The sequence below is a fragment of the Saccharopolyspora sp. NPDC002686 genome, from assembly GCF_040295745.1.
Lineage (GTDB): Bacteria > Actinomycetota > Actinomycetes > Mycobacteriales > Pseudonocardiaceae > Saccharopolyspora > Saccharopolyspora oryzae.
In genome coordinates, this window is record NZ_JBEOVY010000079.1 from 1 (window position 1) to 25375 (window position 25375).

Sequence of the window (25375 nt, forward strand, 5' to 3'; positions counted from 1 at the left end):
GACCGATCACCGTGCTGGGCGTGACCTCGAAGCCGACCAGCGAGTAGATGCCCGCGGTCACCACGACGTCGTGCAGCAGCGCGATCAGCTCCACCAGCACGTGGATCGACGCCGGGGTCTGCTCGGCGGGCTTGAGCACCACCGCGTTGCCCGCGGCCAGTGCCGGTGCGAGCTTCCAGGTCGCCATCAGCAGCGGGAAGTTCCACGGGATGATCTGGGCGACCACGCCCAGCGGTTCGTGGAAGTGGTAGGCGACGGTGTCGTCGTCGATCTGCGAGATCGCGCCCTCCTGCGCGCGCAGGGCGCCCGCGAAGTAGCGGAAGTGGTCGATGGCCAGCGGGATGTCGGCGGCCAGGGTTTCGCGGATCGGTTTGCCGTTGTCCCAGCTCTCGGCGACGGCCAGCCGCTCCAGGTTCTGCTCCATCCGGTCGGCGATCCGCAGCAGGACGGCGGCTCGCTCGCCCGGCGCCGCGCGGCCCCACGCCGGGGCGGCGCCTTCGGCGGCGTCCAGGGCGCGTTCGACGTCGGCCGCGGTGCCGCGGGCGATCTCGGTGAAGACCTGACCGGTCACCGGTGTCGGGTTCGCGAAGTACTCGCCCCCGGCAGGGGCGACGTGCTCGCCACCGATGAAGTGGTCGTAGCGGGACTGGAACTCGACCTTCGATCCCGGCGTCCCCGGAGCTGCGTACCGAGCCATCTGTGCCTCCTTCGTGCGGCCTCGTCGCCGCGATGAGGTGATCGCGTGCGGCAGAAGCTAGGCGCCGCAACGTTGCACCGACGTTGCGGCGAGGCTTGCCCGCGGTCCCGATCGCCCGCCAGACTGGCTCGACCGGTGTCGACTCGGCGCACACCACGAACCGGTCAGGTGCGGAAAGACTTGGCGATGAAACCGATCCCGCGCTCCACCGACCCGCTCGAACGGGCCCGCCTGCTCGAGCGGGTGCACGCTGCGCTGCTCTCCGGCGAAACCGCGCCGACGCAGGCGCGGCCCGTCGTGGTCGAGTCGTGGCAGCGCAGTTTGCGCGCGCGGATCAGCCCTGACGGCGGCGAACCGCCGGTGGTGTTCGCCGACGACGAGATCGGGGAGGCGCGGCAGGCGCATCCGCTGGCGCGCTGGGTGCCCTTGCTGCGGAGCACGTTGCTGGAGGCTGCGGACACCACGCACATCATGATCATCACCGACGCGGCGGGGAACATCCTGTGGCGGCAAGGACATCCGCAGGTGTGCCGGGACGCCGACCGGGTTCTGCTGGCGGAGGGAACCCGGTGGGCGGAGCAGGCGATCGGCACCAACGCGATGGGAACCGCGCTGGCGACTGGGGCGCCGGTGGCCATCCACTCGGCCGAGCACCTGGTCCGCACCTACCACTCGTGGACCTGCGCGGCATGCCCGGTGCGCGATCCGGAGACCGGCGAACTGCTGGGCGCCATCGACGTCAGCGGACCCCTGCACACCATGCACCCGGCGCTGTTGGCGCTGGTGGTGACCAGCGCGCAGCTGGTCGAGAGCGAGCTGCGGGCGCGGATGCACGCGCGCGACGACGCTTTCCTGGCGCGGCACGGGCACCACCTGGACAGCGGTGCGGCGCTGGTGTCGGCCACCGGGCGCGTGGTGGCCAGCGATCCGGCCGCGGCACTGGTCCCCGGGCAGCGGATCGCGCTGGGCGGTGCCGAGCTCGAACCGCTGCCGGGCGGGTTCCTGGTGCGTCCGCACCGTCGTCAGCAGCGGAAATCGCAGTTGTCGTTGACGCTGCTCGGTGACGGCGTGCCGACCGCTGAGGTGGACGGGGTGCGCCACGAGCTGAGCTTGCGGCACGCGGAGATGCTGGCGCTGCTCGCCTTGCACCCGGGCGGGCTGACCGCGGAACGGCTCGCGCTGCGGCTGCACGGGGAGCACGGCAACGCGACCACGGTGCGGGTGGAGATCCACCGCCTGCGCAGCATCCTCGGCACCTCGACCATCCGCACCCGTCCGTACCGGATCGACGCCGACGTGCGCAGCGACCTGGCCAGCTTGCGCGAGTCGCTTCGCGCGGGCGACGTGCACGCGGCCCTCGACCACGCCGGACTGCTGCTGCCGCACTCGGAATCCCCGGCGATCCGAGCTGAGCGCGACGAACTGCGCGCTGCGCTGCGCACTGCGGTCCTCAACACCGAAAACCTCGCAGTGCTGGGGCGTTTCACGACCACCGAAGCAGGCCGGGACGATCTCGAAGTCCTCGAGAAGGCCCTCGCGGACCTACCACCGTCCGCGCCTCAACGCAGCGCCATCGAAGCCCGCCTCCACCACCTGTGGACGGCGGACTAGCTGCTTGACCACAAGCGTTGTTGACGATGGCAAGTGCGGCTGAGGTGCTGGCCGCGGCGACATGGTTCGGACGAGGAAGTCGGCCGGAGTCCTTGGTGCCGATGCCTGGTGCGCCTGCGTCGTTGGGCGTCGACTTCGGCGCTGAAGCACCTGAGCTGCTCGATCGCGGTGCTGTGGGGTCCCGCTGGAGGTTGAGGGTGCGTTGCGGGCCAAGACCTCGCAGTCCGGCCCGCAGGGTGGGGACCGTGGGGCTCGGGAGTTGTGCCGGTACGTCGAAGTGGGGCTCAGCGGCCTGCTTGCTCGCCGTGCGGTGGTAGGCCGAGCAGGGGTAGCCACACCGCGTCCACGATCTCGACGATCGCCTCGTCCGGCACCGCGCCCATGGTCATCAGCATGTCGTGGCGCACCAGGTCGAAGGGCAGGTTCACCACGCGTTCGGGTCGCGGTACATCCGCGAGCTCGCCTCGCTCGATGGCGCGGTCGACGAGCGTCGCGAAGGGTGCTCTCCGGTCCGAGGGGCGGAGGCGGCTGCGCAGGTCGCTGAAGTTGGTGCCGGTCTCGCGGAAGTAGTCCGCCAGCTGGATGCGCATGAGTATCACCGTGCGGGCGCGCTCGGCGTTGACCGTGCGCAGGAGGGTGAGGGCGTCCTGGCGCAGGCTGCCGGTGTCGGGGATGTCGAGTGGGCGCCAGTACCGGGTGAGCGTGGCGATGAGGAGGTCCGCGCGCTGCGGCCAGCGCCGGTAGAGCACCGGTTTGCTGGTTCCGGCGCGCGCGGCGACGGCCTCGTAGGTGAAGCCGTTGTAACCCTGCTCGACGAGCACCTCCCAGGCGGCATCGGTGATCGCGTTCTCCAGGGCGGTGCCTCTGCGCCGTGTGGGAGTGCCCTCCGCGCGCCGCTCACTCACAACTGCCCCCATGTGTCCTTTTCGCAGTACTCGGCCATGCGGTTAGGTCCGCTTGCGTATCTTAATCTGCGGCCGTACTCTCGGATCAATAAGATACGATACCGTTTCTAATCGGTGTGCGACCAGGCAGGGGAAACGCGCATGTCCATGATCAACGCTGCGCTTGTGGAGTCCTTCGACGAGCCGCCGCGCTTCCGGTCCATCCCCGCCCCAGAGGCTGCCCCCGGTCAGGAAGTGGTGCACGTGCTCGCCGTCGGCGTGCACCCGGCCACTCGGGGCATCGCCGCGGGTAAGCACTACACGAGTCCCAAGGCACTGCCCGCCCTAGCGGGTGCGGACGCCGTCGTCCGCCGAGCGGACGGCGGCCTCGGCTACGTCATGCTCCTGGGCGCCGGCACCTTGGCCGAGCGCATCGTCATCGATCCGGCCGCCGTCATCCCGGTCCCGGACGGAGCCGATCCCGCACTCCTGGTCGCCACCATGAACCCCGCCCTGTCCTCATGGGGTGCGCTGCGCACCCGCGTCCCGTTCCAGGCCGGGCAGTCGGTCCTGGTGCACGGCGCGACCGGCAATGCCGGATCGATGGCCGTCAAGGTCGCCAAGCACCTCGGCGCGGGGCGAGTGATCGCCGCCGGACGCAATCGATCCCGCCTCGGCGAACTCACCGTCGAGGGCGCGGACGACATCGTTCAGCTCACTCCCGATGAGGACGCCACCGCGGCCGCGCTCGCCGAGGCCGCCGCCGAGGTCGACGTGGTCCTCGACTACGTGTGGGGGCCGCCCACCGAGCTCGCCATGCGTGCCCTCCTCGGATCGCGTACCCAGCACACCCGTCTGCTCGACTGGGTTCAGATCGGTGGCATGGGCGGAGACGCGATCACCCTGTCCGGGCACGCTCTGCGCTCCAACGCGTTCCGGATCCTGGGCAGCGGCTTCGGCTCGGTGGACGTGCAGGTCATGCAGCGGGAGTTCACCGAGCTCATCGCCGTGATCGCCGCGGGTGGCATGGCCGTGCGCCCGCATCCTTTCCCGCTGGACCAGGTAGAGGCGGCCTGGGCCCACGAGGACGCACCCGGCGAGCGCACCGTCATCCTCCTTTGACGCACGAGTTCCCGGCGTCCCGCCTCAACGTCTAGGGCACCGGCGGCGCGCTCCACCACCACGACCACCATCAGCTCAGCTGCTGGAGATGTCCGCAGTGCTGCTGCCGGATTCAGGTTTCCGGTTGCAGGACCGAGACTTCGAGGTCGGGGAGGAAGCGGTAGGGGCGGTTCTCGAGGAGGTCGCCGAACTTCTTCCGCAGCCGGGACATCTCCGCGCGCACCGTGATCGTCCGCGTCGGGTCGTCGAAGAGCGCGGTGGACAGGTCAGCGGCCGTGCGGCCGGCCCGGTGGGTGGCCAGCTCGAGCAGGATGTCCGCGTGGCGGCGGCTCGTCCGGTAGGTCCAGCTGCCCGATTCGCGGTGCACGGTGAGGACCGGCTGATTGCTGCGCCGCACGTCCAGGACCACGCGGGTCGTCGTGCGCGGTGCTGCGTCGCACAGCCGCAGCAGGACGCCTTCGGGTAGCGGTTCCGCCGCGCAGGTGCCGAACGCGGGGAGCCAGATCTGACCGCTGGGGGCGGCGGGCAGTGCGATGCGGTCGACCGGTGGGAGGCCGGTCGACGCCGCCACCCAGCCGTCGCGGTCCACCGCCAGGGCTTGTCCTCCCACCTTGGCCAGCACCGGCGCGGCGACGGCGCGCAGCCGGTCGAGTTGGTGGCGGTGCGCGTCGCGCAGCCGCGCTTCGGTCAGGCCGGCGACCGCGCGGACCAGGGCCAGCGTGCTGGGGTGCACGGCATCGGCCGGTCCGCTGACGTCGACCGCTCCCAGGAGCCGACCGTCGCGGGGGTCGTGCACGGGTGCTGCCGCGCAGGTCCAGGCGTGGTGGGCGCGGACGAAGTGCTCCGCGGAGTGGACCTGCAGCGCGACGCCCTCGACCAGTGCCGTTCCGATGGCGTTGGTGCCGACGGCGTTCTCCAGCCAGCACGCGCCCTCGACGAAACCGAGCCGGTCGGCGCGGCGGAAGGCACCGGGGTGCCCCTCGCGCCACAGGATGCGGCCCTCGACGTCGACGACGACCACGACGGCCCCGGCGCTCTCCGCTGCCGGGACCAGGCCGGAGAGCAGCTCGCGCAGGGCGTCGCCGCCGAGATCGCAGCGCACCCGGCGGTGTTCGAGCTCGTCGGCCGCTACCGGGCGGCAGTCCGTTCCCCGGTCCGGGTCGACGCCGTGCTGCCGCGCCCGGTCCCAGGACTGCACGATCATCCGGCGCGGTGCGACCGCGGGCCGTGCTCCGGTCAGCGCCGCCTCGTGCGCGCGGGCGAGGTGGTGCCGCTGGCGGATCGACATGTCACGTCCTCCTGGCCGACCCGCCAGCCCACCGTTGCCGTCCCGTCACGTCGATGTGCCGCCCAGGTCACTCGCGCACAGGAGAAGCCACCTCGCAGCTGGGCGCAAGGGTTGCACGAGGTTGCAACCCCGCTCCGCCGCGCGCTGTCCACTGCGGACTGAATGGCGAATCCTGTTCGGCCAGGCGGATGCAACCCGGTGCAACGCTGGTTCCCCACACGTCCCATCCATACCTTCAACGGCCACGGGCGAGCCCGGCACCGACGAGGAGGACGATGACGATGGACAAGCGCGCACTGCTGGGTGCGTACCGGAAGATGTCGCGGATCCGGGCGTTCGAGGACCGGTTGCACGAGGAGAACGCCACCGGCGACATCCCCGGCTTCATCCACCTGTACTCCGGGCAGGAAGCGATCGCCGTCGGCGTCTGCGAGAACCTGGACGACACCGACCACATCGGATCCACCCACCGCGGCCACGGCCACTGCATCGCCAAGGGCTGCGACGTGCACGGCATGATGGCCGAGATCTTCGGCAAGCTCGACGGGCTCTGCCACGGCAAGGGCGGTTCGATGCACATCGCCGACCTGTCGGTGGGCATGCTCGGCGCCAACGCGATCGTCGGCGGCGCACCGCCGCTGGCCATCGGCGCCGCGCTCAGCGCCAAGACGTTGCGCAACGGTGGTGTGGCCGCGTCGTTCACCGGTGACGGCGGCTCCAACCAGGGCACCGCGTTCGAGGCGATGAACATGGCTGTGGTGCTGCAGCTGCCGGTCGTGTTCGTCGTCGAGAACAACGGGTACGGCGAGGCCACCGGCACCGACTACGCGGTGGGCACCAGCGATATCGCCGGCCGTGCCGCGGCGTTCGGCATGCCCGCGGTGAAGGTGGACGGGACCGACTTCTTCGCGGTGCACGAAGCCGCCCGCGAGGCGGTCGAGCGCGCACGCGCCGGCGGCGGACCGACCACGATCGAGGCCAGCGCGAACCGGTTCTACGGGCACTTCGAGGGCGACGCCCAGCTCTACCGCACGCCGGAGCAGGTGGCCGAGCTGCGCGCCACCCAGGACCCGCTGCAGATCTTCCGCGGCAAGGTCGACCGGCGCAAGGTCACCGCGCGCGAATTCGACGAGGTCGACGAGGAGTCGCGCGCCCTGGTCGACGACGCCGTCGCCAAGGCCCGCGCTGCCGAGTACCCGCCGATCGAGCACCTGCTCACCGACGTCTACGTCTCGTTCTGAGGAGAGGGCACCGATGACCACGTCGAAGAAGACCTACCGCGAAGCGGTCAAGGAAGCGCTGGCCCAGGAGATGGCGCGCGATGAGACCGTCGTGCAGATCGGCGAGGACCTGCGCGGCGGGCAAGCGGGAACCAACCCGAAGCTCGAGGAGGAGAAGATCGAGGCGTTCGGCGGCGTCCTCGGCGTCACGAAGGGCCTGTGGAGCGAGTTCGGCTCGGAGCGCGTGATCGACACGCCGATCACCGAGTCGGCGATCATCGGCATGGCGGCCGGCGCCGCCCTGACCGGACTGCGCCCGGTCGCGGAGCTGATGTTCATGGACTTCTTCGGGGTCTGCTACGACGCGCTGTACAACCAGGCGGCGAAGTTCCGGTACATGTTCGGCGGCAAGGCGCGCACCCCGATGGTGGTGCGCGGGATGATCGGCGCCGGTTTCTCCGCAGCCGCCCAGCACTCGCAGTCGCCGTACCACGTGTTCGCCTCGGTGCCGGGCCTGAAGGTCGTGGCACCGTCCAACGCCCACGACGCGAAGGGACTGCTCATCCAGGCGATCCGGGAAGACGACCCGGTGGTGTTCTGCGAGCACAAGACCCTCTACGACACCAAGGCCGAGGTACCCGACGAGCCGTACTCGATCCCGCTCGGCGTCGCCAACTACACGCGCCAGGGCACCGACGTCACCGTGATCGCGCTGTCGGCGATGGTCGGCGCCGCCAACGACGCGGCCGACCGGCTCGCCGCGGAGGGCATCTCGGTGGAGGTGGTAGACCCGCGGACCGTGTCGCCGCTGGACGAGGAGGGCATCCTCGAATCCGCTGCGGCCACCGGCCGGGTGGTCGTGGTGGACGAGTCCGCCGCGCGGTGCGGATTCGGCCACGACGTGGTCTCGCTGATCGCGACCCGGGCCTTCGACTCCTTGCGCGCCCCGGTCGAGCTGGTGACGCCGCCGCACACGCCGGTCCCGTTCTCGCCGAAGTTGGAGAAGGCGTGGCTGCCCGACTCGGCCCGGATCGAAGCCGCGATCCGCAAGCTGGTGGCGAGCTGATCGATTCGAAGCGGCAGGCGCCCTGCGCGAGGTCGAAGACGGGCTCCGAGGTTCCGCTACCCGCACTGCTACGCACAACGAGCGCGAGGACGAGTTCTGATCATGACCGAGATCCAGTTCATCGAACTGCCCAAGTGGGGCCTTTCCATGGAGGAAGGCGCCGTGACCCGCTGGCTGGTCGCGGAGGGGGCGAGCTTCGGCAAGGGCGAGCCCCTCTGCGAGGTGGAGACCAGCAAGATCACCAACGAGATGGAAGCCCCGTTCGGCGGTGTGCTGCGGCGCATCGTCGCGCAACCGGGCCAGACGCTGCCGGTTTCCGCAGTGCTCGCGGTCTCGGCGGAGGCCTCCGTCTCCGATGCGGAGATCGACGAGGCGCTGGCCGCGCGCGGTGTCGGCGCTGAGCTGTCCGGCGATTCCGCGCGAAGCGGCCAGGGCGACGATGCCGCGCGGAACCTTCAGCCGGTCGCGGCGCCGCGGGAATCGCCTGCGCCCGCGGCGGTTTCGGGGGCGACCACCGTTCCCGGTGTGCTTGCCGGTGCGACCGCCGACGACATCTTCGCCACGCCGTACGCGCTGCGGTTCGCCGCCGAGCACGGCATCGATCTGGCGAAGGTCCCGGGCAGCGGTCGGCTGGGCAGGGTGTCGCTGGAGGACGTCCACAACGCGGTGCGCGACGCCGGGGGAACGGTGGCCGCGCCGCCCGCACCGACGCGGAGCACACCTCGGTCCACACAGGACGATTCCGATGTGGACGCCACCCCGGTGGCCCGTCGTCTCGCCGCGGAGCTCGGCGTCAACTTGCACGACTGCCGCGCAACCGGTTCCCGGGGCCGGGTGTGCGTTGCTGACGTGCGGGAAGCCGAGCAGCGCTGGGGTCGTGAGTGCGAAGACCGCCCCCAACCGGCTTCCGCGCTCACGACGGTCGAGGCGGTGCCGCTCACCTCTATGCGCCGGGCCATCGCGCAGCGGCTGCAGGCCGCCAAGCGCAACGCGCCGCACTTCCGGGTATCCGTCGATCTGGAGATCGACGCGCTCCTGGCGCTGCGCGAGCAGATCAACGCCACCGTCCCGGCGGTGAAGCTGTCGGTGAACGACTTCATCGTCAAGGCCTGCGCTTCGGCGCTGCGCGCGGTCCCCGAGGTCAACGTGCAGTTCGACGAGGACGCCCAGGCGGTGCTGCAGCACTCCGCAGCTGATGTAGCCGTCGCGGTCGCCCTGCCGTCGGGGCTGATCACGCCCATCGTGCGCGGCGCTGACGCGCAGAGCCTCGCGGAGCTCTCCGCCTCGGTGCACGCCTTGGTGACCAAGGCGAAAGCCGGGCAGCTCGCACCCGACGAGTTCCAGGGCGGCACGTTCACCGTCTCCAACCTCGGCATGTACGGGGTGCGCGAGTTCGACGCGATCATCAACCCGCCGCAGGCGGCGATCCTCGCGGTCGGCGCGGGGCAGCAGCGGCCGGTGGCCGTCGACGGCCAGGTCGTGGTGCGCACGGTCATCACGGCGACCCTGTCCTGCGACCACCGGGTCATCGACGGGGCGGTGGGTGCGCGGTTCCTGCAGGCGCTGAAGCGGTTCGTCGAGTCGCCGGCCCTGATGCTGGTTTGAGGAGGTACTGGTGAACGACAAGTACGACGTCCTGGTCATCGGCAGCGGTCCCGGTGGCTACGTGGCCGCGATCCGCGCCGCCCAGCTCGGTCTGCGCACCGCGGTCGTCGAGCGCGACCAGCTGGGCGGGATCTGCCTGAACTGGGGCTGCATCCCCACCAAGGCGCTGCTGCACGGTGCTGACGTGGCGCACACGCTCGCGTCCATGGCGCCGTTGGGGTTCCGCGCCGACGGCGTGGAGTTCGACATGGCGCAGCTCGTCGAGTTCAGCCGCTCGGTGTCGCAGCGGCTCGCCGGCGGCGTCGGGTACCTGATGCGCAAGAACGGCATCGACGTGCTCACCGGCACCGCTCGGCTGCTGGACAAGGGAGTGGTGGAGGTCGCCGCCGACGGTGGGCGGAGCGTGCACCGCGCGGACCACGTCATCCTGGCCACCGGTGCCCGGCCGCGCGCCGTGCCCGGCCTGGAACCCGACGGCGAGCGGATCTGGACCTACTTCCAGGCCTTGGCCCCGGCGGAGCTGCCCCGCTCGCTGCTGGTCGTCGGCTCCGGCGCGATCGGTGTCGAGTTCGCCAGCCTCTACCGCGACCTGGGCAGCGAGGTGACCCTCGTCGAGGTGGCCCCGCGGATCATGCCGGGTGAGGACGCCGCGGTGTCCGAGCACGTCCGCGCGCAGTTCGAGAAGCGCGGTATCCGCGTGCACGCCGGGACGTCGGTCTCGGACGTGGCGGTGGCCGCCGACGGGGTCAGCGCGACGCTGGGCGGGGCGGATCGGATCATCGCTGAGCGGGTGCTGGTCGCCGCGGGCATCCGGGGCAACGTCGAAGACCTCGGGCTGGCCGAGGTCGGGGTGGAGGTCGACGGCGGGTTCGTGCGCACCGACGAGTGGGGCCGCACCACCGCCTTCGGCGTCTACGCGATCGGCGATGTGGCCGGCGGGCCGTGCCTGGCGCACAAGGCCAGCCACGAGGCGGTGGTGTGCGTGGAGAAGCTCGCCGGGCTCGACCACGTCACGCCGCTCGACCCCGCCTACGTGCCGGGCTGCACCTACGCCCGGCCGCAGGTGGCGCGGCTCGGGCTGACCGAGGAGCAGGCGCGCGCCACCGGACGTCCGCTGCAGATCGGCACCTTCGACCTGCAGGCCTCGGGCAAGGCGCTCACGATCGGCGAGGCCGACGGCTTCGTGAAGACGATCTTCGACGGGAGCACCGGCGAACTGCTCGGCGCGCACCTGGTCGGCCCCGAGGTGACCGAGCACGTCCAGGGCTTCGGCATCGCCCGGGCGCTGGAGGCCACGGCCGATGACCTCGCCGAAGTCGTCTTCGCCCATCCGACCCTGTCGGAGGCGCTGCACGAGTCGGTCCTGTCCGCTTTGGGCAAACCCCGCAACGCCTGAGCGCTGGTCCGGCGGCTCGGTGATTTCGGGGAGCGGGCCCGGGGCCGTATTGTGGTGGTGATCACATGATCCACCTCGGCTGGTCAGGGAGCGGCGATGCGGCCCGAGCACCTCGACACGGCGCCGGAACCAGCGGACCGGCGGTACTACGCCCGTGCACTGGCTACAGCCCGGGACGACGTGCTCGCCGGGCAGCGCCCGCGCGTGCCGGTGCGGTCGTCGATCATCGACTCCTGGCAACGGGTGCGCGGCAAGGGGCTCGACCCCGACCGCGGTCGCGACGTCGATCCGGTGTCGTCGACCGAGGTGGAGCGGCGTCGCCAGCGCTGCGGGCTGGCCGGCGACCCGGTGCGGACGCTGCGCACCGGACTCCTGCCCGCGGCCGACGGCGCCGGGCACATCGTGGTCGTCGTCGACCGCGACGGCCGGCTGCTGTGGCGCGAGGGGAACCGGGCGGTGCTGCGGCGGGCCGATCAGCTCGGGTTCGTCGAGGGCGCCAGCTGGGGCGAAGCCGCGGTCGGCACCAACGCGATCGGCACGGCGCTCGTCGAGGGCCGTCCGCTGCACGTCCACGCCGCCGAGCACTACGTCGGCACCCACCACCAGTGGACCTGCGCCGCCGCGCCCGTGCACGACCCCCGAGACGGTCAGCTGCTCGGCGTGGTCGACATCAGCGGCCCGCGCGACACCGCGCACCCGAGCATGCTCGCGCTGGTCAGCGCGGTGGCGGAGATGGCCGAAGTCCGGCTGCGCGAGGCGCACCGCGACCAGCTCGACCGCCTCCGGACCATCGCCGCCCCGCTGCTGGCGAGGCTGCCCGGGCAGGCGCTGGTCGTCGACCGCAACGGCTGGGTCGCCGCGTCGACCGGTCTGCCGCCGATCGACCGCATCGCGCTGCCAGCGCAGCTGGACGCGCAGCGGGTGTGGGTCCCGGCGTTCGGCGACTGCGTGCTGGAACCTTTGCCCGAAGGCGTGCTGCTGTGCCCGGGAGGACTCGAGTCCGCAGCGTCCACGCGGGTGGTGCTCGATCTCCGGGGAGCGCGCCCCCAGCTCGCGGTGCACCGCGATTCCGGCAGCTGGTCGTACCAGGTCAGCGCCCGCCACGCCGACGTCCTCGCCCACCTCGCCGACCACCCCGCCGGGTGCAGCGCCGCCGACCTCGCCGAGCACCTGTTCGCCGACCCGTCGCGCACGGTCACGGTGCGGGCCGAGATGTCGCGGCTGCGCAAGCGCTTCGGCGACCTGCTCGACCACCGCCCGTACCGCTTCCGCTCCGAGCTGGACGTGGCGGTGCTGCGCTGACTAGCCCGTTCGCCGGTTTGACCGGTCCCCGCGGGTGATTAGTTTCGTCGCATGAAATCGCGCTGGTTCGCTGGAATCCTCGCGGTCGTGCTGGCCGCCACCCCCGTCGCCGTCGCGCACGCCGAGGCACCGCAGAAGTCACCGCACCGCACGACGTGCGAGTTCATCCCCACGCCGGAGAACCCGGCCGCCCGCGAGGTGGACCCGCCCAAGCCGAAGGCGAAGACCGAGGGCACGGTGCGCGCCGAGATCCGGACCAACCGCGGCGACGTCGTGGTGGAGCTCGACCGCGCGAACGCGCCGTGCGCGGTGCACAACCTCGTGCACCTGGCGCGCAGCGACTTCTACGACCGGTCCCGCTGCTGGCGGTTGACCAACTCCGAGCGGCTCGGCGTGCTGCAGTGCGGGGACATCTGGTCGGTGGAGAAGGGCGGCCCCGGCTACCGCTTCGCCGACGAGGTGACCGGCGCGGAGACCTATCCGCGCGGCACCATCGCGATGGGCAACCAGGGGCCGGACACCAACGGCAGCCAGTTCTTCATCGTCCACTCGCACGCCAACATCAAGCCCGCCTACACGGTCCTGGGCCACGTGGTGCGCGGCATGGAGGTCCTGGACGAGATCGTCGCGGGCGGCATCGTCCCCGGTGAGGGCGGCGATCCGGGCGACGGCGAACCGGCGCTCCCGGTGGAGATCGAGCAGGTCAAGATCCGCGGCTGACGCCGAACCACCTGGTCAGGGCTTCGCGGAGCGAGTCGTGGTCCGGGGAGTCCGAGGCCCAGGCGATGTAGCAGTCCGGGCGGAGCAGCATCGCGGCGGCGGGCAGGCCGGACCGGACGGCGACGACGTCCACGCGGTCCGACCAGCCCGCCGCCGCTTCGGCCAGGGTGCCGGTCGCGTCCAGCAGCAGCGGGCGGGCGGCGGAGGTGTCCACCTGCAGGTCGGGCGCCCAGCGGCCGATGAGCGGGTGCGCGTCGCCGATGTCGTAGCGGACGTCCGCGCCGGACATCGTGTCCGCGATGTGCTGGACGTTGTCCCGGTTCTGCAGGAGCTCGCCGAACAGCTCGCGCAGGCCGGTGATCTCGGGGCCGGGGGAGAGCAGCGCGGACTGGGCCTGGGTGTGCATGACCACGCGCTCGGCGACCGGTCGCCGCTCCGACTCGTAGCTGTCCAACAGTCCGGGCGGGGCCCAGCCGTGCAGTTCCGCGGCGAGCTTCCAGCCGAGGTTCACCGCGTCCTGGAGTCCCAGGTTCAGCCCCGGTCCACCGACCGCGGAGTGGACGTGGGCGGCGTCGCCGACCAGCAGCACCCGGCGTTCGCGGTACCGCTCGGCGATCCGGGTGTTCCGCCGATCACCCGGCGCAGGTGGCCGCTGTCCGCGGGCTGCAGCGGGAGATCGGCGCCGAGCACGCGGTGCACGCTCGCGCGGAGTTCGCCCAGCGTCATGGGCGTCTGGTCGTCGGCATCCGGATCCCACTCCATTGTGGACACGATCCACGGCCGGTCGGGGAACGGGGCGAAGGTGAACACCCCGCGTTCGGTGCGGTGGTGGAGGAACGGCGGGACGAGTCCGGCGCCGGGCAGGTCGAGACCCTTGGTCCGCTCGTCGTGCAGTTCTCCGGGAACGGTCACGTGCGCCAGGCGGGACACGACGTTCTCCCTGGAAACTCCGGGGAAATCGATGCCGGCTAGCTTGCGCGCGGTGCTCCGCCCGCCGTCCGCGCCGACCAGGAAGCGGGTGCGCAGCCGGTAGTCGCCGTCCGGGCCGGTGATCTCGGCGGTGACCGCCTCGTCGTCCTGCGACAGGCCGGTGAGCTCGTGCCCGCGGCGGATCTCGGTGCCCAGCTCGATCGCGCGCTCTTCCAGCACCTGCTCGATCCGGTGCTGCGGCACGCCCAATCCGTAGAGCGGGTTGTCGTCGAGTTCGGCGAGCGGCAGCGGGAAACCGCCGAACACGAACGCCGGGAACGGTTGCGGTGGTTCCGGAGTGCCGCTGAGCCGTTGGTGCAGGCCGCGGCGGTCGAGCAGGCGCACGACCTGGCCGATCAGGCCGTTGGCGCGGTTGCGCTGCACGAGCTCCGGCTCCCGCTCCAGCACCAGCGCGCGGACTCCGGCCAGGCCCAGCTCGCAGGCGAGCATCAGCCCGTTGGGCCCGCCGCCTGCGATGACGACGTCTTCCGGCATGGAGTTCTCCCTTGCTGCGAAAGGAAAAGATCAGGGAACGGGAAGTCCCGAGGCGAGCTGGCGGAGCGCGTCGCGCAGCAGCGGTGCCATCGGGGTGGGTTCCGCTGCGTGCAGCCAGTGCCCGATCGCTGCGGCCATCGCAGCTCCGACCGCGCCTGAAACCAGCCGCGGGTACAGGTCGTGCTCCACGTCGGTGCCGGTGCGCTCGGCGATGGCGGCGGCGAGTTCGGCGTCTGCCATCGCGTTGGCCTTGAAGAACTCGCCCCGCAGCGCCGGTTCCGAGACCATCAGGCGGACGCCGTCGAGCCACTGCTGCTCCGGCTCGCGCTCACCGGTGCCTTCGGACAAGCCGAAGCGAGCCAGCGCGGCGTTGGTGATCGCTTCCCACAGCGGTTCGGACTCCGGTCGGGCGCGCAGCTCGACCGCGATCTGCCGGGCCCGTTCCAGGTGGCGAGCGGCGATCGCCTCGCTCTTGCTGGCGAAGTAGTTGTTGAAGGTGCGCGGTGAGACGCCGACCTCGGCGGCGATGTCCTCCACTCGCACCGCGTCGAGACCCCGCTCCGCGGCCAGGCGGACGGCCGCCCAGCTCAGCGCGTTGCGGGTCTCCTGCTTCTTGCGCTCCCGCAGGCCCATCCGCTCGTCGCTCACGAGCCGCCACGGTAGCTAAAAAGTGCGCAGCACGCAAAATTTCGTTATCAGCAATTTTCTGTGCTGCGCCAGTCGGCGAGGCGCGCGTGGATGCCGCGCAGGGCGTCGTAGGACTCGCGGTACGCCTCGAACAGCGGGTTCAGGCGGTCGGCGTCGGCGGCGGGGGTGAACACCCGGTCCACCGCGACCGTCGCCGCTGCCGCCGCGGCGATGTCCGGGTAGGAGCCGGTGCCCACCGCGCCCAGCAGAGCCGCGCCGAGCACCGCGCTGTCGTGCACCCGCAACCGTTCGATCGGGCGCTGCAGGACGTCGGCATGGATCTGCGTCCACAGGTCGCTCCGCGCGCCGCCGCCCGAAAAGGCCAAGGAGGGCAACGCAAATCCGCATGCGCGCTCGACCGGATCCAGCACGTGCCGGGCGGACATCGCCACGCCTTGCAGGACCGCTCGGCACAGGTCCGCCTGCGAGGTCGCCGAGCTGAGCCCGAAGAAGCTCCCGCGCACCTCGGAATCCCACAGCGGCGCCCGCTCGCCCATCAGGTGCGGGGTGAAGATGACGCCCGGCGTGCCTGCTCCGGCCGAGCGCAGCACCTCGTCGATGCTGAGCCCCGAGGCCTGGCACCACCAGCGCAAGGCGTCGCCGGCTGCCTGCGTCGGCCCGGCGTGCACGAAGAGCCCGTCCTTCGGCGGGAAGGTCACGACCTCCGGAACCGGCACCGACTCGGCGGAAGCACCGGCCACGACCAGCGACGTTCCGCACGACACCATGCCGCGACCGGACTCGGTGGTGCGGGTGCCGAACACGGCGCTGTAGGCGTCCATCGTGCCCACGACGACCTCGGCGCCGCCGAGCTCCGGTGCGGAACCCAGCACCACCTCGGGTCCGGCGATCTCCGGCAGCTTCCCGGCCAAGCCGTCGACCAGCTCGACGGCCTCGCGGAGGTAGCCGGTCGGGCCGGCGACGCGGACCGCGGAGAGCTGGTCGGTGGCGAGGCGACCGGTCAGCTTGGCGATCACGAAGTCCTTGGGGCTCAGCACCCATCGCGTCCGGGCCCACAGCTCGGGCTCGGTGCGGGCGAACCACTCCGCGCGGGACCCCACGAACGACGCGTCCAGCACGATCGGACCGCCCCAGATGCGCGTCTTGTCCGCCGAGGTCAGCCGGGCGTCGAGATCCCGCGCGACCTCGGCGCAGCGCTGGTCCTGCCAGATGATCGCCGGGGCGAGCGGGCGCAGCTGGTCGTCGACGAACACGTGCGTGTTGACCTGGCTGACCACCCCGACCGACCGCACCGCGTCGGCGTCGAGCCCGGTGAGCACGGCCTGGATCCCCTCGGTGCAGCCGCGCCACCAGTCCATCGGGTCCTGCTCGGCCCAGCCCGGCCGCGGGCGGTGGATCGGGTACGCCGCGGTGTGCGTCGCGACGAGGTTCCCGCCCAGCTCGAAGACGGCCACCTTCACGGCGGTAGTGCCCACGTCGACGCCCAACATCAGCCCGGTCATGCCCAACATCTACACGACCGCCCGGCGGTCCCGGCGTCCTGTGCGCGCTGGGCGGCAGCTCGTCCGGCCTGACCGACGCTCCGTCTCCCGGGGTTCCGCAATTTCAATGGAAATTGGACCTCCGATTTCCATTGAATTTGCGGAAGTTCTCCACAGGGAGCCGGACTTGTCCACAGGTGTCGGCGTGTCGGCACCCGAAGTTCCGTTGAAACCGCAGTTTCAATTGAAACTGCGGATCCACTCGACCCGGCGCGGCACGGGGGCTGAGCGACGATCTGTACGCGGCAGCGTCGGCCTGTGGCGGAATTGGGGCGGGGCAGCGGGGTTCTCGAGTTTTCCGGAACGCCGTCAGATGCGGCCCGCGAGGCGTTCGGAGACCTCGTGGGCGGCGGCCTTCGTCGCCTCGGCGATCTCCGGGATCTTGTCCGCCAGGCGGTTGATGGGGCCCGCCACCGCGATCGCCGCCGTCACCTTGCCCTTGTCGAAGATCGGCGCCCCGACGCCGCTGCGGTCGGGGAGCGTTTCACCGCTGTTGATCGCCACACCGGCCTGCGCGACCTCTTCGAGCTGGCGCCGGATCTTGTCCTGCTGCACCGGATCCGGCAGGTGAGTGGTCAGGTAGCCCTCGCGGAACCGCTCGGTGCCGAAGGCGAGGATGCACTTGCCGGAACTCGTCGGGTGCAGCGGGCGGCGGGTCTGCAGCGGGGCGATGAAGCGGATCGGATCGGTGGACTCGATCGTGTCGGTGTAGACGACCGAGTCCCCGACCAGCGTTGCCAGCATGATGGTTTCGTCGAACTGGCGGTGCAGCCGTTCCATCGCCGGGCGGGCGGCCTCGGCGATGGACGGCGGCGCAGCGGCCAGCAGCGAGTTGATCGCCGGGCCGATCCGGTAGGCCCCGCCCTCCTCGCGCAGGTAGCCGGTCGCGACGAGGCCCTTGACCAGGCCGTGCACCGACGAGCGCGGGGCGTCCAGCGCGGTGGCCAGTTCGGCCAGCCGCACCCCGGACCGGTGCGCCGCCGCCAGTTCGAGGATCGTGGTGACCCGCGAGACCGTGCGGTGCGCTTTTGCTGCTCCAGCTTCGGCAGGTGGCACGGTGATCCCCATCGTCGTAGCTGACCACGTTTCGCCGACGAACCTACCGCCGCCGCTGCGCCCGGGGCCGTCAGGCCCGCTCGACGACCGGTTGCTCGGTCACCGCGGCGAGCCGCTTGGCCTGGTCGTACATCGCGCCGATCCCGATGAACAGGGCTCCGGCGACGAACATCAGCGACACCGCCCAGGTGGCGTGCCCCGGCGTCGCCGAGACCAGTGCGAGCGCGGCCAGCGGCGCCAGACCGCCGGAGAACGCACCGCCGACCTCGCGACCGGTGCCCAGGCCGGACGCGCGGGTCTCGGTCGGGAACTGCTGGGCGAGGAACGCGCCCTGCGCGCTGAGCATCGCCGGCACCACGATGCCGGTGGCCAGCACGAGCGCCGCCCAGATCAGCACCTTCTGCCCGGAGTCCAGCATCCAGAAGAACGGGAAGGCCAGCGCGGCGGTGGCCACCGCACCGGTGATCACGACGGTCTTGGACCCCACCTTGTCGCAGATCCGGCCCGCGATCGGCACCGTGATGATGGCGGCGGCGCTGGCCAGCGTGATGCCGAAGGAGCCGACGTTGGCCGCCACGTCGCGGAACTGCGTCAGGTAGGACAGCGAGAAGGTCTTGAACACGTAGCTGACGCCGTTGTAGCCGATGGTGATCGCCAGGACCACCGACAGCCCGCGCCAGTCGGAGCGGATCAGCGCGCGCAGCGGCTGGGTCTTCTTCTTGGAGCCGGCCTCCCGAGCGGCCTTCTCGAACTCCGGGGTCTCCGGCATCTGCCTGCGGACCCAGAAACCCAGTCCCACCAAGGCGAAGCTCGCGATGAACGGGATGCGCCAACCCCAGCTGTAGAGGAACTCGTCGCTGAAGCTGGTGAGCACGGTGACCGTCAGCGAGGAGGCGAACAGTCCGATGTTGACGCCCAGCGCGGGCAGCGAGCCCAGGCGTCCGCGCGACTTCTCGTCCGCGTGCTCGTAAGCCACGGCGATCGCGCTGCCCAGCTCGGCCCCGGCGCCCAGTCCTTGCAGCAGGCGCAGGACGACCAGCAGCAGCGGCGCGGCGATGCCCACCGATTCGTAGGTGGGCAGCAGGCCGATCAGGCCGGAGGAGATGCCCATCAGCAGGAAGGTCACCGACAGCACGATCTTGCGGCCGAACTTGTCGCCGAGCACGCCGAAGACGATGCCGCCGAAGGGCCGGGCGAGGAATCCGACGGCGAAGGTCGCCATCGCCCCGAGGGTGGCGGTGGTCGGGTCGCCGCCGGGGAAGAACAGCTTGCCGAAGACCAGCGCGGCCATCGACGCGTAGAGGTAGAAGTCGAACCACTCCAGGGCGGAGCCGATCACCACGGCGGGACCGACTGCCTTGCGGGAAGGCGGATTTGGAGGTGCCGGGGCAGCACTGTCAAGCGTCATCGCTCAGGTCCTATTCGCCGGAATCATCGCGCGACTGCGCTGGGAGCTCGCTCAGGAGCGGGAAGGGAAGCGTTCGCATATACGAACTGTGTTTCGTAACTGTGAATCTAAGAAGTGAACGGCGTCACTGTCAAGATGTCGCGACGGGTTGACAGGAGTGCCGGCGGAGGATCATCTTGTTCTTATATCTGAGCATTCGTTCGTAAATACGAACATCCGCGTTCGGGAGGACCACGCCATGCACTTCGAGTTGACCGCGGATCAGGCGGACCTGCGGGCAGGAGCGCGCGAGCTCGCCCGCAGCTTCTCCGACGACTACTGGGCCGAGTGCGACGCGGACGGCCGGTTCCCGTGGGAGTTCTACAACGCCTTCGCCGAAGGCGGCTGGCTGGGCATCGCCATCCCCGAGCAGTACGGCGGCGGCGGGCTGGGAATCCTGGAAGCGGCGCTGCTGCTGGAAGAAGTCGCGGCCTCCGGCGCCGGGATGAACGGCTGCAGCACCATGCACCTGACCATCTTCGGCCTGAACACGATCGTCAAGCACGGCAGCGAACAACTGCGCCAGGAGGTCCTGCCCGCCGCGGCGAACGGATCGCTGCACGTGTGCTTCGGCGTCACCGAACCCGACGCGGGCACCGACACCACGCGGATCTCGACCTTCGCCGAGCGCGTCGACGGCGGCTACCGGGTCAACGGCCGCAAGGTGTGGATCACCAAGGCGGGCGACTCGCAGAAGATGGTGCTCATCGCGCGGACCACCCGGCGCGAGGAGGTCGAGCGGCCCACCGACGGGATGTCGCTGTTCCTGATCGACATCGACCCCGAGCACGTGCACCTGAGCCCGATCCCGAAGCTGGGCCGCAACGCCGTCTCGTCCTACGAGGTGGTCATCGACGACCTGTTCGTGCCGGAGAGCGCCCGGGTCGGCGAGGAGGGCCAAGGCTTCCGGTACCTGCTCGACGGGCTCAACCCGGAGCGGATCCTGCTGGCCCACGAAGCGCTCGGCATCGGTCGCGCCGCCCTGGACCGCGCGGTGCGCTACGCCAAGGAGCGCGTCGTCTTCGACCGGCCGATCGGCCAGAACCAGGGTGTCGCGTTCCCGCTGGCCGAGGCCGCCACGCGGCTCGACGCCGCCGAGCTGATGGCCCGCAACGCGGCCTGGCGGTACGACCAGGGCTTGTCCTGCGGTCGGGAGGCGAACATGGCCAAGTGGCTGTGCGCCGACGCCGGGTTCGCCGCCGCCGACCAGGCGATCCAGACCCACGGCGGCATGGGGTACGCCCGCGAGTACCACGTGGAGCGCTACTTCCGGGAGTCGCGCATCCTGCGCCTCGCCCCGGTCAGCCAGGAGATGGTGCTCAACTACGTCTCCACCCACGTCCTCGGCCTGCCCAAGTCGTACTGACCAGATGCGCAGGTCAGGAACCGTGAGCACTTTGGGGCGCTATAGCAACCCAAAGTACTCACGGGACCTGACCTGCGGAAACGCGTGATCGCTGCTGTGAAGACCACCGGAAGAGCGGTACTGAGCGAACAGGACGGACGATGAACGCACCTGAACCCACCGGCAGCCTGCAGGGCATCCGGGTTCTCGACCTGTCGCGGATCCTGGCCGGTCCGCTGTGCTCGCAGATGCTGGCCGACCACGGCGCCGAGGTGATCAAGGTCGAGCCGCCGGCCGGCGACGACACCCGCCGCTGGGGGCCGCCGTTCGTCACCGGGACGATGAGCGCCTACCACACCGGGGTCAACCGCAACAAGAACAACATCTGCCTGGATCTGACCACAGTGGACGGACAGCGGCTGCTGGGCGAGCTGCTGTCCGATGTGGACGTCGTGGTGGAGAACTTCAAAGCGGGCACGCTGGCCAAGTGGGGCTACTCCGACGAGGTCATCGCCGAGCGCTTCCCGCGGCTGGTGCACTGCCGCATCACCGGTTTCGGCACCGACGGACCGATGGGATCAACGCCGGGCTACGACGCGATCCTGCAGGCCTACGGCGGTCTGATGAGCGTCAACGGCGAGAAGTCCGGCCCGATGCTGCGGGTGGGAGTGCCCATCGTCGACATGGTGACCGGCATCTACGCCTTCTCCGGCGTGCTGCTCGCGCTGCACGACCGGCACGCCACCGGACGCGGGCAGCTGGTCGACTGCACGCTGCTGGACACGGCGGTGTCGCTGCTGCACCCGCACTCCGCGTCCTGGCTGGCCTCGGGGAAGATCCCGCAGCGCACCGGCTCGGCGCACCCGTCCATCGCCCCCTACGACACCTTCAACGCCGCGGACGGGGAGATCTTCATCAGCGGCGGCAACGACCGCCAGTTCCGCAGCATCGTCGAGGTCCTCGGGCTGCCGGAGCTCGCCGACGACCCCCGGTTCACCACCAACGCCGACCGGGTCCACAACATGGCCGTGCTGCGGGACGCCCTCGCCGCGCCGATCAGCACCCGAACCCGCGCGGACCTCGCCGAGTCGCTGCTGGAGCGCGGCGTGCCGGCGACGCCGGTGCACGACGTCGGCGAAGCGCTCACCGACCCGCAGGTGCTGCACCGCGAGATGGTGGTGGAGCAGGACGGTTACCGGGGCACCGGAATCCCGATCAAGCTCGGCCGGACACCGGGCAACGTCCGCACGGCACCTCGCGAGCAGGGCGCCGACACCAGGCGAATCCTGACCGGCCTCGGCTACACCGACGAGGAGATCACGGCCCTCATCGACGCCGACATCGCCCGGACGAGCTGAGCCGGGATGACAAATGTCAGCCGCGGTGGATGGTTTCGCCTCACTACCGGCTGACGTCCCCGGCGACGAGCCTCTTCAAGCATGGGATCTGTGCTTGAAGTGCGCGGGGTGCGGCACCGCTACGGTGCGACCCCGGCGTTGGACGGGGTGGACCTCGCCGTCGGAGCGGGGGAGTGCGTGGCGCTGCTCGGGCCGAACGGCGCGGGCAAGACGACCCTCGTCGAACTCGTCGTCGGATTGCTGCACGCGCAACGGGGAACAGTCCGGATCGGCGGTGGTGATCCGCGGAAACCACTGGTGCGCAAGCAGTTGGGCGTGGTGCAGCAGTCGATCGGGTTCCCGAGCGCGCTGAAGGTCGGCGAGCTGGTCGCCGGAGCTGCGGTGCGGGGCGGGTTCCCGCGCTCCGCAGCCGCTCCGGTGCTCGCCGAGCTCGGGCTGACCGACCTGGTGCGGCGGCGTGCCGCCAAGCTCTCCGGCGGGCAGCAGCAGCGGGTCCAGCTGGCGATGGCGCTGGTGACCGAGCCTGCGCTGCTGGTGCTCGACGAACCCACCAACGGCCTCGACGTCGCTGCTCGGCGGCGGTTCTGGCAGGTGCTGGCCGATCGCCGCGCCCGCGGGGCCGGGGTGCTGGTGACCACGCACCTGATCGAGGAGGCCGCTGCGGTCGCCGACCGGGTGGTCGTGCTGAACCGCGGTCGGGTGCTGGCCGCCGACAGCCCGGACGCGCTGACCGCCCGGCTGTCCGACCGCACCGTGATCGCGCGAACCGCGCTGGACAGCGCCGAGCTGGGGCGGATGCCCGGTGTCGTGTCGGTCGCGGGCGACGGCGACCTGGTCCGGCTGCGCACCCGCGAACCGGAAGCCCTGCTGCGCCACCTCCTAGGCGCTGACCCGACGTTGTCGGACCTGCGCGTCGAAGGCGCCGGGTTGGAAGAGGCCCTGATCGGGCTGACCGAGGAGGTCGCCGCGTGAACACCAGGATCCTCGCCGCGGAGATCGCCGACGAGCTGCGCGGCATCCTCCGCGAACCGTCCGCGCTGTTCTTCTCCATCGTGATGCCGGTGGTCTTCTTCGCGCTGTTCGCGTTCCTCTACGGTGGTGCGCCATCCGGTGCGGTGCCGACGGGTACGGCGATGCTGGCCACTTTCGGCACGTTCGCCGTCCTGGCGGTGGTGCTGACCAACCCGGGCATCGGCGTCGCATCGGACCGGGAACGCGGCTGGCTGCGCGCCAAGCGGGTCTCCTCGGTGCCGATCGGCGTGACGCTGACCGCCAAGGTGGTGGCCGCGCTGCCCTACGCGATCGGTGTGCTGGCGGCGATCACCGCGACCTCCGCGCTGCTCGGGACGCTGCAGGCATCACCTGCCGCGCTCGCCCGGCTCTGGGCCGTCCTGGTGCTGGGGACGCTGCCGTTCGCCCTGCTGGGATTGGCGATCGGGTTCCAGGCGGGGGCCAACGCCACCGCCGCGATCCTCAACGCGCTGCTGTTCCCGATGGCTGTGCTGTCCGGGCTGTGGGTGCCGCTGGCCGCGCTGCCCGAGATCTTCGGCCAGATCGCGCCGTTCCTGCCGACCTACCACCTGGCTCAGCTGGCGATGGCGCAGCTGGACGGCAGCGCTGCCGCCGGGCACGCGTTGGTGCTGGTCGGCATGACCGCGGTGGCCGGGATGCTGGCCGCGGTGTCGTATCGTCGTGCTCGATCATGAGGACTTCCGGAATGCTGTCCCGCTGGGGACACCTGATCTACCTGGTGAACCTGCTGTGGCTTCCGGTGTTCTCGCCGACCGCGACCTGGGTCGACTGGACGCTGGTCGCGGTCGTGGTCGTCCTCTTCCTCCCGATGTACGCGGTGGCCTGGCAGCGGCCGGACCGGGCCCGCTGGACCTCGACCGTGCCGACGGTGCTGCTCGGCGCCCTCGTGACGCCGTTCAACTCCGGTGCGGCGGTGCTGTTCGTCTACGCCGCCGCCATCGCCGGGTTCACCGAGTCGCGCCGCGCCGCGCTGCGGTGGTTCATCGGGATGACGGCCCTGCTCAGCGCGTGCTCGGTGTACTCGACGGTGCCGCTGCCCTGGCGGATGTACGGCATGCTGCCGTCGCTGATCCTGCTGTGGCTGATCGGCTCGTTCCAGATCGAGTGGGCGGAGCGGGAGCGCGCGCAGGCGGACCTGCGCCTGCGGAACGCGCGGGTCGAGCACCTGGCGACCCTCGCGGAGCGGCAGCGCATCGCCCGCGACCTGCACGACCTGCTGGGGCAGAGCCTGACGGCGATCACCATGCGCGCGCAGCTGGTGAACGGGCTCATCGGCGTGGACGGCGAGCGGGCGCGCGGGGAAGCTGCCGAGATCGAGCGCACTTCGCGGGCTGCGCTCACCGAGATCCGCGCGGTGGTGAGCGGTTGGCGGCAGGCCACGCTGGAAGGTGAGCTGGAGTCTGCGCGCAACACCCTGGCCAGCACGGGGGTCGAGGTGACCGTGCAGTGGGATGCGGAGGTGAGCATCGTGGACTCCACCGAGCACGAACTCGCGCTCGCGCTGCGCGAAGCCACCACCAACGTCGCCCGGCACGCTTCGGCGCGCACCTGCCACATCGGGCTGGAGGTCGTTCAAGGCGAGTTGCGGCTGGTCGTCGCCGATGACGGAGTGGGCGGGAAAGCGCCGGACGGCAACGGTTTGAGCGGGATGCGCGAGAGGATCAGCGCGTTGGGCGGAGAGGTCCGGCGCATCGGCGCGGCAGGTACCACCGTGACCATCGCGGTGCCGGTGGAGGTGGCGGCGTAGTGGGCGAGCGGATCAGGGTCGTGCTGGCCGAGGACCAGACGATGGTGCTCAGCGCTTTCGCCGCGCTGCTGGACCTGCAACCCGACGTCGAGGTCGTGGCCACGGCGGGGGACGGAGCCGAAGCGCTCGCGGCGGTCGACCAGCACCGGCCGGACGTCCTGCTGACCGACATCGAGATGCCGGAGCGCAGCGGCATCGACGTCGCGGCGGAACTCCGGCGGCGCGGTGATCCGGTGCGGGTCCTGATCGTCACCACCTTCGCCCGCAGCGGATACCTGCGGCGCGCCATGGAGATCGGGGTGGCCGGCTACGTCCTGAAGGACGCCCCGATCGCCGAGCTGGTCACGGCGTTGCGCCGCGTGCACGCGGGAGAGCGGGTGGTGGCGCCGGAACTCGCGGTGGCGGCCTGGGGCCGGCCGGACCCGCTGACCGACCGGGAGCGCGAGATCCTGCGCGAAGTGGTCACCGGTGCGAGCAACGCCGACATCGCCGACCGCCTGCACCTCGCCGAAGGAACGGTCCGCAACTACCTCTCCACGGCGATGTCGAAACTAGCGGCCCGCAACCGGATCGAAGCGGCCAACACGGCCCGCGACCAGGGCTGGCTCTGACGCCTCGTGAACGCAGGCGGTCGCAACAACCACTGTCCCCGCCCCGGACGAAGCACCACTCCGCTGAGCCCCTCCCACGGTGTCCCGTGACGTCCCGACGCAAATTCAATGGAAATCGGACAAGCACTTTGGGGTGCCATAGCGCCCCAAAGTGCTCACGTGCACCTACCAGGCCTAGCCCGTGACGAGGCTGAGGCCGTAGGCGTTGAGCGCTT

The 25375-nt window shown here is 70.9% G+C and carries 21 protein-coding genes and 1 pseudogene; 14 read left to right on the forward strand and 8 right to left on the reverse strand.

What is annotated here, in order from left to right:
• Positions 1–697 (reverse strand): aldehyde dehydrogenase family protein (locus ABTZ89_RS13275; RefSeq protein WP_351043902.1); only part of this gene is annotated, 697 nt, incomplete at its 3' end.
• A 186-nt stretch (positions 698–883) separates the two neighbouring features.
• Here ABTZ89_RS13275 and ABTZ89_RS13280 point away from each other — a divergent pair.
• Positions 884–2308: a helix-turn-helix domain-containing protein gene (locus ABTZ89_RS13280; protein ID WP_351043905.1), complete on the forward strand. Its 1425-nt coding sequence runs from the start codon at positions 884–886 to the stop codon at positions 2306–2308.
• Positions 2309–2592: 284 nt separating this feature from the next.
• On the opposite strand, the gene ABTZ89_RS13285 is transcribed toward ABTZ89_RS13280, so the two are convergent.
• Positions 2593–3213, reverse strand: a complete 621-nt coding sequence (locus ABTZ89_RS13285) for a TetR/AcrR family transcriptional regulator (RefSeq protein ID WP_351043908.1) — start codon at positions 3211–3213, stop codon at positions 2593–2595.
• Positions 3214–3354: 141 nt separating this feature from the next.
• Here ABTZ89_RS13285 and ABTZ89_RS13290 point away from each other — a divergent pair, with 141 nt between their 5' ends.
• The gene (locus ABTZ89_RS13290) at positions 3355–4314 is read left to right on the forward strand and encodes a zinc-binding dehydrogenase (protein WP_351043911.1); all 960 of its coding nucleotides are present in this window, start codon (positions 3355–3357) and stop codon (positions 4312–4314) included.
• 112 nt (positions 4315–4426) lie between these two features.
• On the opposite strand, the gene ABTZ89_RS13295 is transcribed toward ABTZ89_RS13290, so the two are convergent.
• Positions 4427–5602: a GAF domain-containing protein gene (locus ABTZ89_RS13295; RefSeq protein WP_351043914.1), complete on the reverse strand. Its 1176-nt coding sequence runs from the start codon at positions 5600–5602 to the stop codon at positions 4427–4429.
• Positions 5603–5877: 275 nt separating this feature from the next.
• Here ABTZ89_RS13295 and ABTZ89_RS13300 point away from each other — a divergent pair, with 275 nt between their 5' ends.
• The 6 genes from ABTZ89_RS13300 to ABTZ89_RS13325 all read left to right on the forward strand — a co-directional run bounded on the left by ABTZ89_RS13300 (position 5878) and on the right by ABTZ89_RS13325 (position 12911).
• Positions 5878–6843, forward strand: a complete 966-nt coding sequence (locus ABTZ89_RS13300) for a thiamine pyrophosphate-dependent dehydrogenase E1 component subunit alpha (protein WP_270953770.1) — start codon at positions 5878–5880, stop codon at positions 6841–6843.
• Positions 6844–6856: 13 nt separating this feature from the next.
• Positions 6857–7888 (forward strand): alpha-ketoacid dehydrogenase subunit beta, encoded by a 1032-nt coding sequence (locus ABTZ89_RS13305; protein WP_270953769.1) that lies wholly within the window; start codon positions 6857–6859, stop codon positions 7886–7888.
• Positions 7889–7990: 102 nt separating this feature from the next.
• Positions 7991–9493 carry a dihydrolipoamide acetyltransferase family protein gene (locus ABTZ89_RS13310; protein ID WP_351043918.1) on the forward strand — a complete coding sequence of 501 codons (1503 nt, stop codon included), beginning with the start codon at positions 7991–7993 and terminating at the stop codon, positions 9491–9493.
• 10 nt (positions 9494–9503) lie between these two features.
• On the forward strand, positions 9504–10889 hold the full coding sequence (gene lpdA, locus ABTZ89_RS13315) for a dihydrolipoyl dehydrogenase (RefSeq protein ID WP_270953767.1): 1386 nt from the start codon (positions 9504–9506) through the stop codon (positions 10887–10889).
• Positions 10890–10985: 96 nt separating this feature from the next.
• Entirely contained in the window at positions 10986–12191 is a 1206-nt protein-coding gene (locus ABTZ89_RS13320) for a helix-turn-helix domain-containing protein (protein ID WP_351043922.1), read from the forward strand.
• Positions 12192–12242: 51 nt separating this feature from the next.
• Positions 12243–12911: a peptidylprolyl isomerase gene (locus tag ABTZ89_RS13325; RefSeq protein ID WP_270953765.1), complete on the forward strand. Its 669-nt coding sequence runs from the start codon at positions 12243–12245 to the stop codon at positions 12909–12911.
• On the opposite strand, the pseudogene ABTZ89_RS38945 reads toward ABTZ89_RS13325, so the two are convergent.
• From ABTZ89_RS38945 to ABTZ89_RS13355, 5 genes and pseudogenes are all read right to left on the reverse strand, one after another.
• Positions 12895–14375: pseudogene (locus ABTZ89_RS38945) on the reverse strand (FAD-dependent monooxygenase). The gene ABTZ89_RS13325 and the pseudogene ABTZ89_RS38945 sit on opposite strands and share 17 nt — an antisense overlap.
• A 30-nt stretch (positions 14376–14405) precedes the next feature.
• Positions 14406–15023, reverse strand: coding sequence for a TetR/AcrR family transcriptional regulator (locus ABTZ89_RS13340; protein WP_351043931.1), 618 nt, complete (start codon positions 15021–15023; stop codon positions 14406–14408).
• 47 nt (positions 15024–15070) lie between these two features.
• On the reverse strand, positions 15071–16525 hold the full coding sequence (locus tag ABTZ89_RS13345) for a xylulokinase (RefSeq protein WP_351043933.1): 1455 nt from the start codon (positions 16523–16525) through the stop codon (positions 15071–15073).
• Positions 16526–16873: 348 nt separating this feature from the next.
• Positions 16874–17632 carry an IclR family transcriptional regulator gene (locus ABTZ89_RS13350; protein ID WP_270952229.1) on the reverse strand — a complete coding sequence of 253 codons (759 nt, stop codon included), beginning with the start codon at positions 17630–17632 and terminating at the stop codon, positions 16874–16876.
• Between the two features lie 58 nt (positions 17633–17690).
• On the reverse strand, positions 17691–19028 hold the full coding sequence (locus tag ABTZ89_RS13355) for an MFS transporter (protein WP_270952230.1): 1338 nt from the start codon (positions 19026–19028) through the stop codon (positions 17691–17693).
• 238 nt (positions 19029–19266) lie between these two features.
• Here ABTZ89_RS13355 and ABTZ89_RS13360 point away from each other — a divergent pair, with 238 nt between their 5' ends.
• The 6 genes from ABTZ89_RS13360 to ABTZ89_RS13385 all read left to right on the forward strand — a co-directional run bounded on the left by ABTZ89_RS13360 (position 19267) and on the right by ABTZ89_RS13385 (position 25160).
• Positions 19267–20433 carry an acyl-CoA dehydrogenase family protein gene (locus ABTZ89_RS13360; RefSeq protein WP_351043938.1) on the forward strand — a complete coding sequence of 389 codons (1167 nt, stop codon included), beginning with the start codon at positions 19267–19269 and terminating at the stop codon, positions 20431–20433.
• A gap of 140 nt (positions 20434–20573) precedes the next feature.
• On the forward strand, positions 20574–21770 hold the full coding sequence (locus ABTZ89_RS13365; RefSeq protein ID WP_351043941.1) for a CaiB/BaiF CoA transferase family protein: 1197 nt from the start codon (positions 20574–20576) through the stop codon (positions 21768–21770).
• 81 nt (positions 21771–21851) lie between these two features.
• Positions 21852–22742, forward strand: a complete 891-nt coding sequence (locus tag ABTZ89_RS13370; protein ID WP_270952233.1) for an ABC transporter ATP-binding protein — start codon at positions 21852–21854, stop codon at positions 22740–22742.
• Positions 22739–23476, forward strand: coding sequence for an ABC transporter permease (locus tag ABTZ89_RS13375; protein ID WP_351043944.1), 738 nt, complete (start codon positions 22739–22741; stop codon positions 23474–23476). Before ABTZ89_RS13370 ends, ABTZ89_RS13375 begins: the two co-directional genes overlap by 4 nt.
• Positions 23473–24549, forward strand: a complete 1077-nt coding sequence (locus ABTZ89_RS13380; RefSeq protein ID WP_351043947.1) for a sensor histidine kinase — start codon at positions 23473–23475, stop codon at positions 24547–24549. The genes ABTZ89_RS13375 and ABTZ89_RS13380 overlap by 4 nt, the downstream gene beginning before the upstream one ends.
• On the forward strand, positions 24549–25160 hold the full coding sequence (locus ABTZ89_RS13385) for a response regulator transcription factor (protein WP_351043950.1): 612 nt from the start codon (positions 24549–24551) through the stop codon (positions 25158–25160). Before ABTZ89_RS13380 ends, ABTZ89_RS13385 begins: the two co-directional genes overlap by 1 nt.
• Positions 25161–25375 lie beyond the last annotated feature (215 nt).

Excerpts from the sequence above, each read along its gene's own strand:
- ABTZ89_RS13280 (WP_351043905.1), top strand. The coding sequence starts at position 884 with ATGAAACCGATCCCGCGCTCCACCGACCCGCTCGAACGGGCCCGCCTG.
- ABTZ89_RS13290 (WP_351043911.1), top strand. The coding sequence starts at position 3,355 with ATGTCCATGATCAACGCTGCGCTTGTGGAGTCCTTCGACGAGCCGCCG.
- ABTZ89_RS13295 (WP_351043914.1), bottom strand. The coding sequence starts at position 5,602 with ATGTCGATCCGCCAGCGGCACCACCTCGCCCGCGCGCACGAGGCGGCG.
- ABTZ89_RS13300 (WP_270953770.1), top strand. The coding sequence starts at position 5,878 with ATGACGATGGACAAGCGCGCACTGCTGGGTGCGTACCGGAAGATGTCG.
- ABTZ89_RS13305 (WP_270953769.1), top strand. The coding sequence starts at position 6,857 with ATGACCACGTCGAAGAAGACCTACCGCGAAGCGGTCAAGGAAGCGCTG.
- ABTZ89_RS13310 (WP_351043918.1), top strand. The coding sequence starts at position 7,991 with ATGACCGAGATCCAGTTCATCGAACTGCCCAAGTGGGGCCTTTCCATG.
- ABTZ89_RS13320 (WP_351043922.1), top strand. The coding sequence starts at position 10,986 with ATGCGGCCCGAGCACCTCGACACGGCGCCGGAACCAGCGGACCGGCGG.
- ABTZ89_RS13325 (WP_270953765.1), top strand. The coding sequence starts at position 12,243 with ATGAAATCGCGCTGGTTCGCTGGAATCCTCGCGGTCGTGCTGGCCGCC.
- ABTZ89_RS13345 (WP_351043933.1), bottom strand. The coding sequence starts at position 16,525 with ATGACCGGGCTGATGTTGGGCGTCGACGTGGGCACTACCGCCGTGAAG.
- ABTZ89_RS13350 (WP_270952229.1), bottom strand. The coding sequence starts at position 17,632 with ATGGGGATCACCGTGCCACCTGCCGAAGCTGGAGCAGCAAAAGCGCAC.
- ABTZ89_RS13355 (WP_270952230.1), bottom strand. The coding sequence starts at position 19,028 with ATGACGCTTGACAGTGCTGCCCCGGCACCTCCAAATCCGCCTTCCCGC.
- ABTZ89_RS13360 (WP_351043938.1), top strand. The coding sequence starts at position 19,267 with ATGCACTTCGAGTTGACCGCGGATCAGGCGGACCTGCGGGCAGGAGCG.
- ABTZ89_RS13365 (WP_351043941.1), top strand. The coding sequence starts at position 20,574 with ATGAACGCACCTGAACCCACCGGCAGCCTGCAGGGCATCCGGGTTCTC.
- ABTZ89_RS13370 (WP_270952233.1), top strand. The coding sequence starts at position 21,852 with ATGGGATCTGTGCTTGAAGTGCGCGGGGTGCGGCACCGCTACGGTGCG.
- ABTZ89_RS13380 (WP_351043947.1), top strand. The coding sequence starts at position 23,473 with ATGAGGACTTCCGGAATGCTGTCCCGCTGGGGACACCTGATCTACCTG.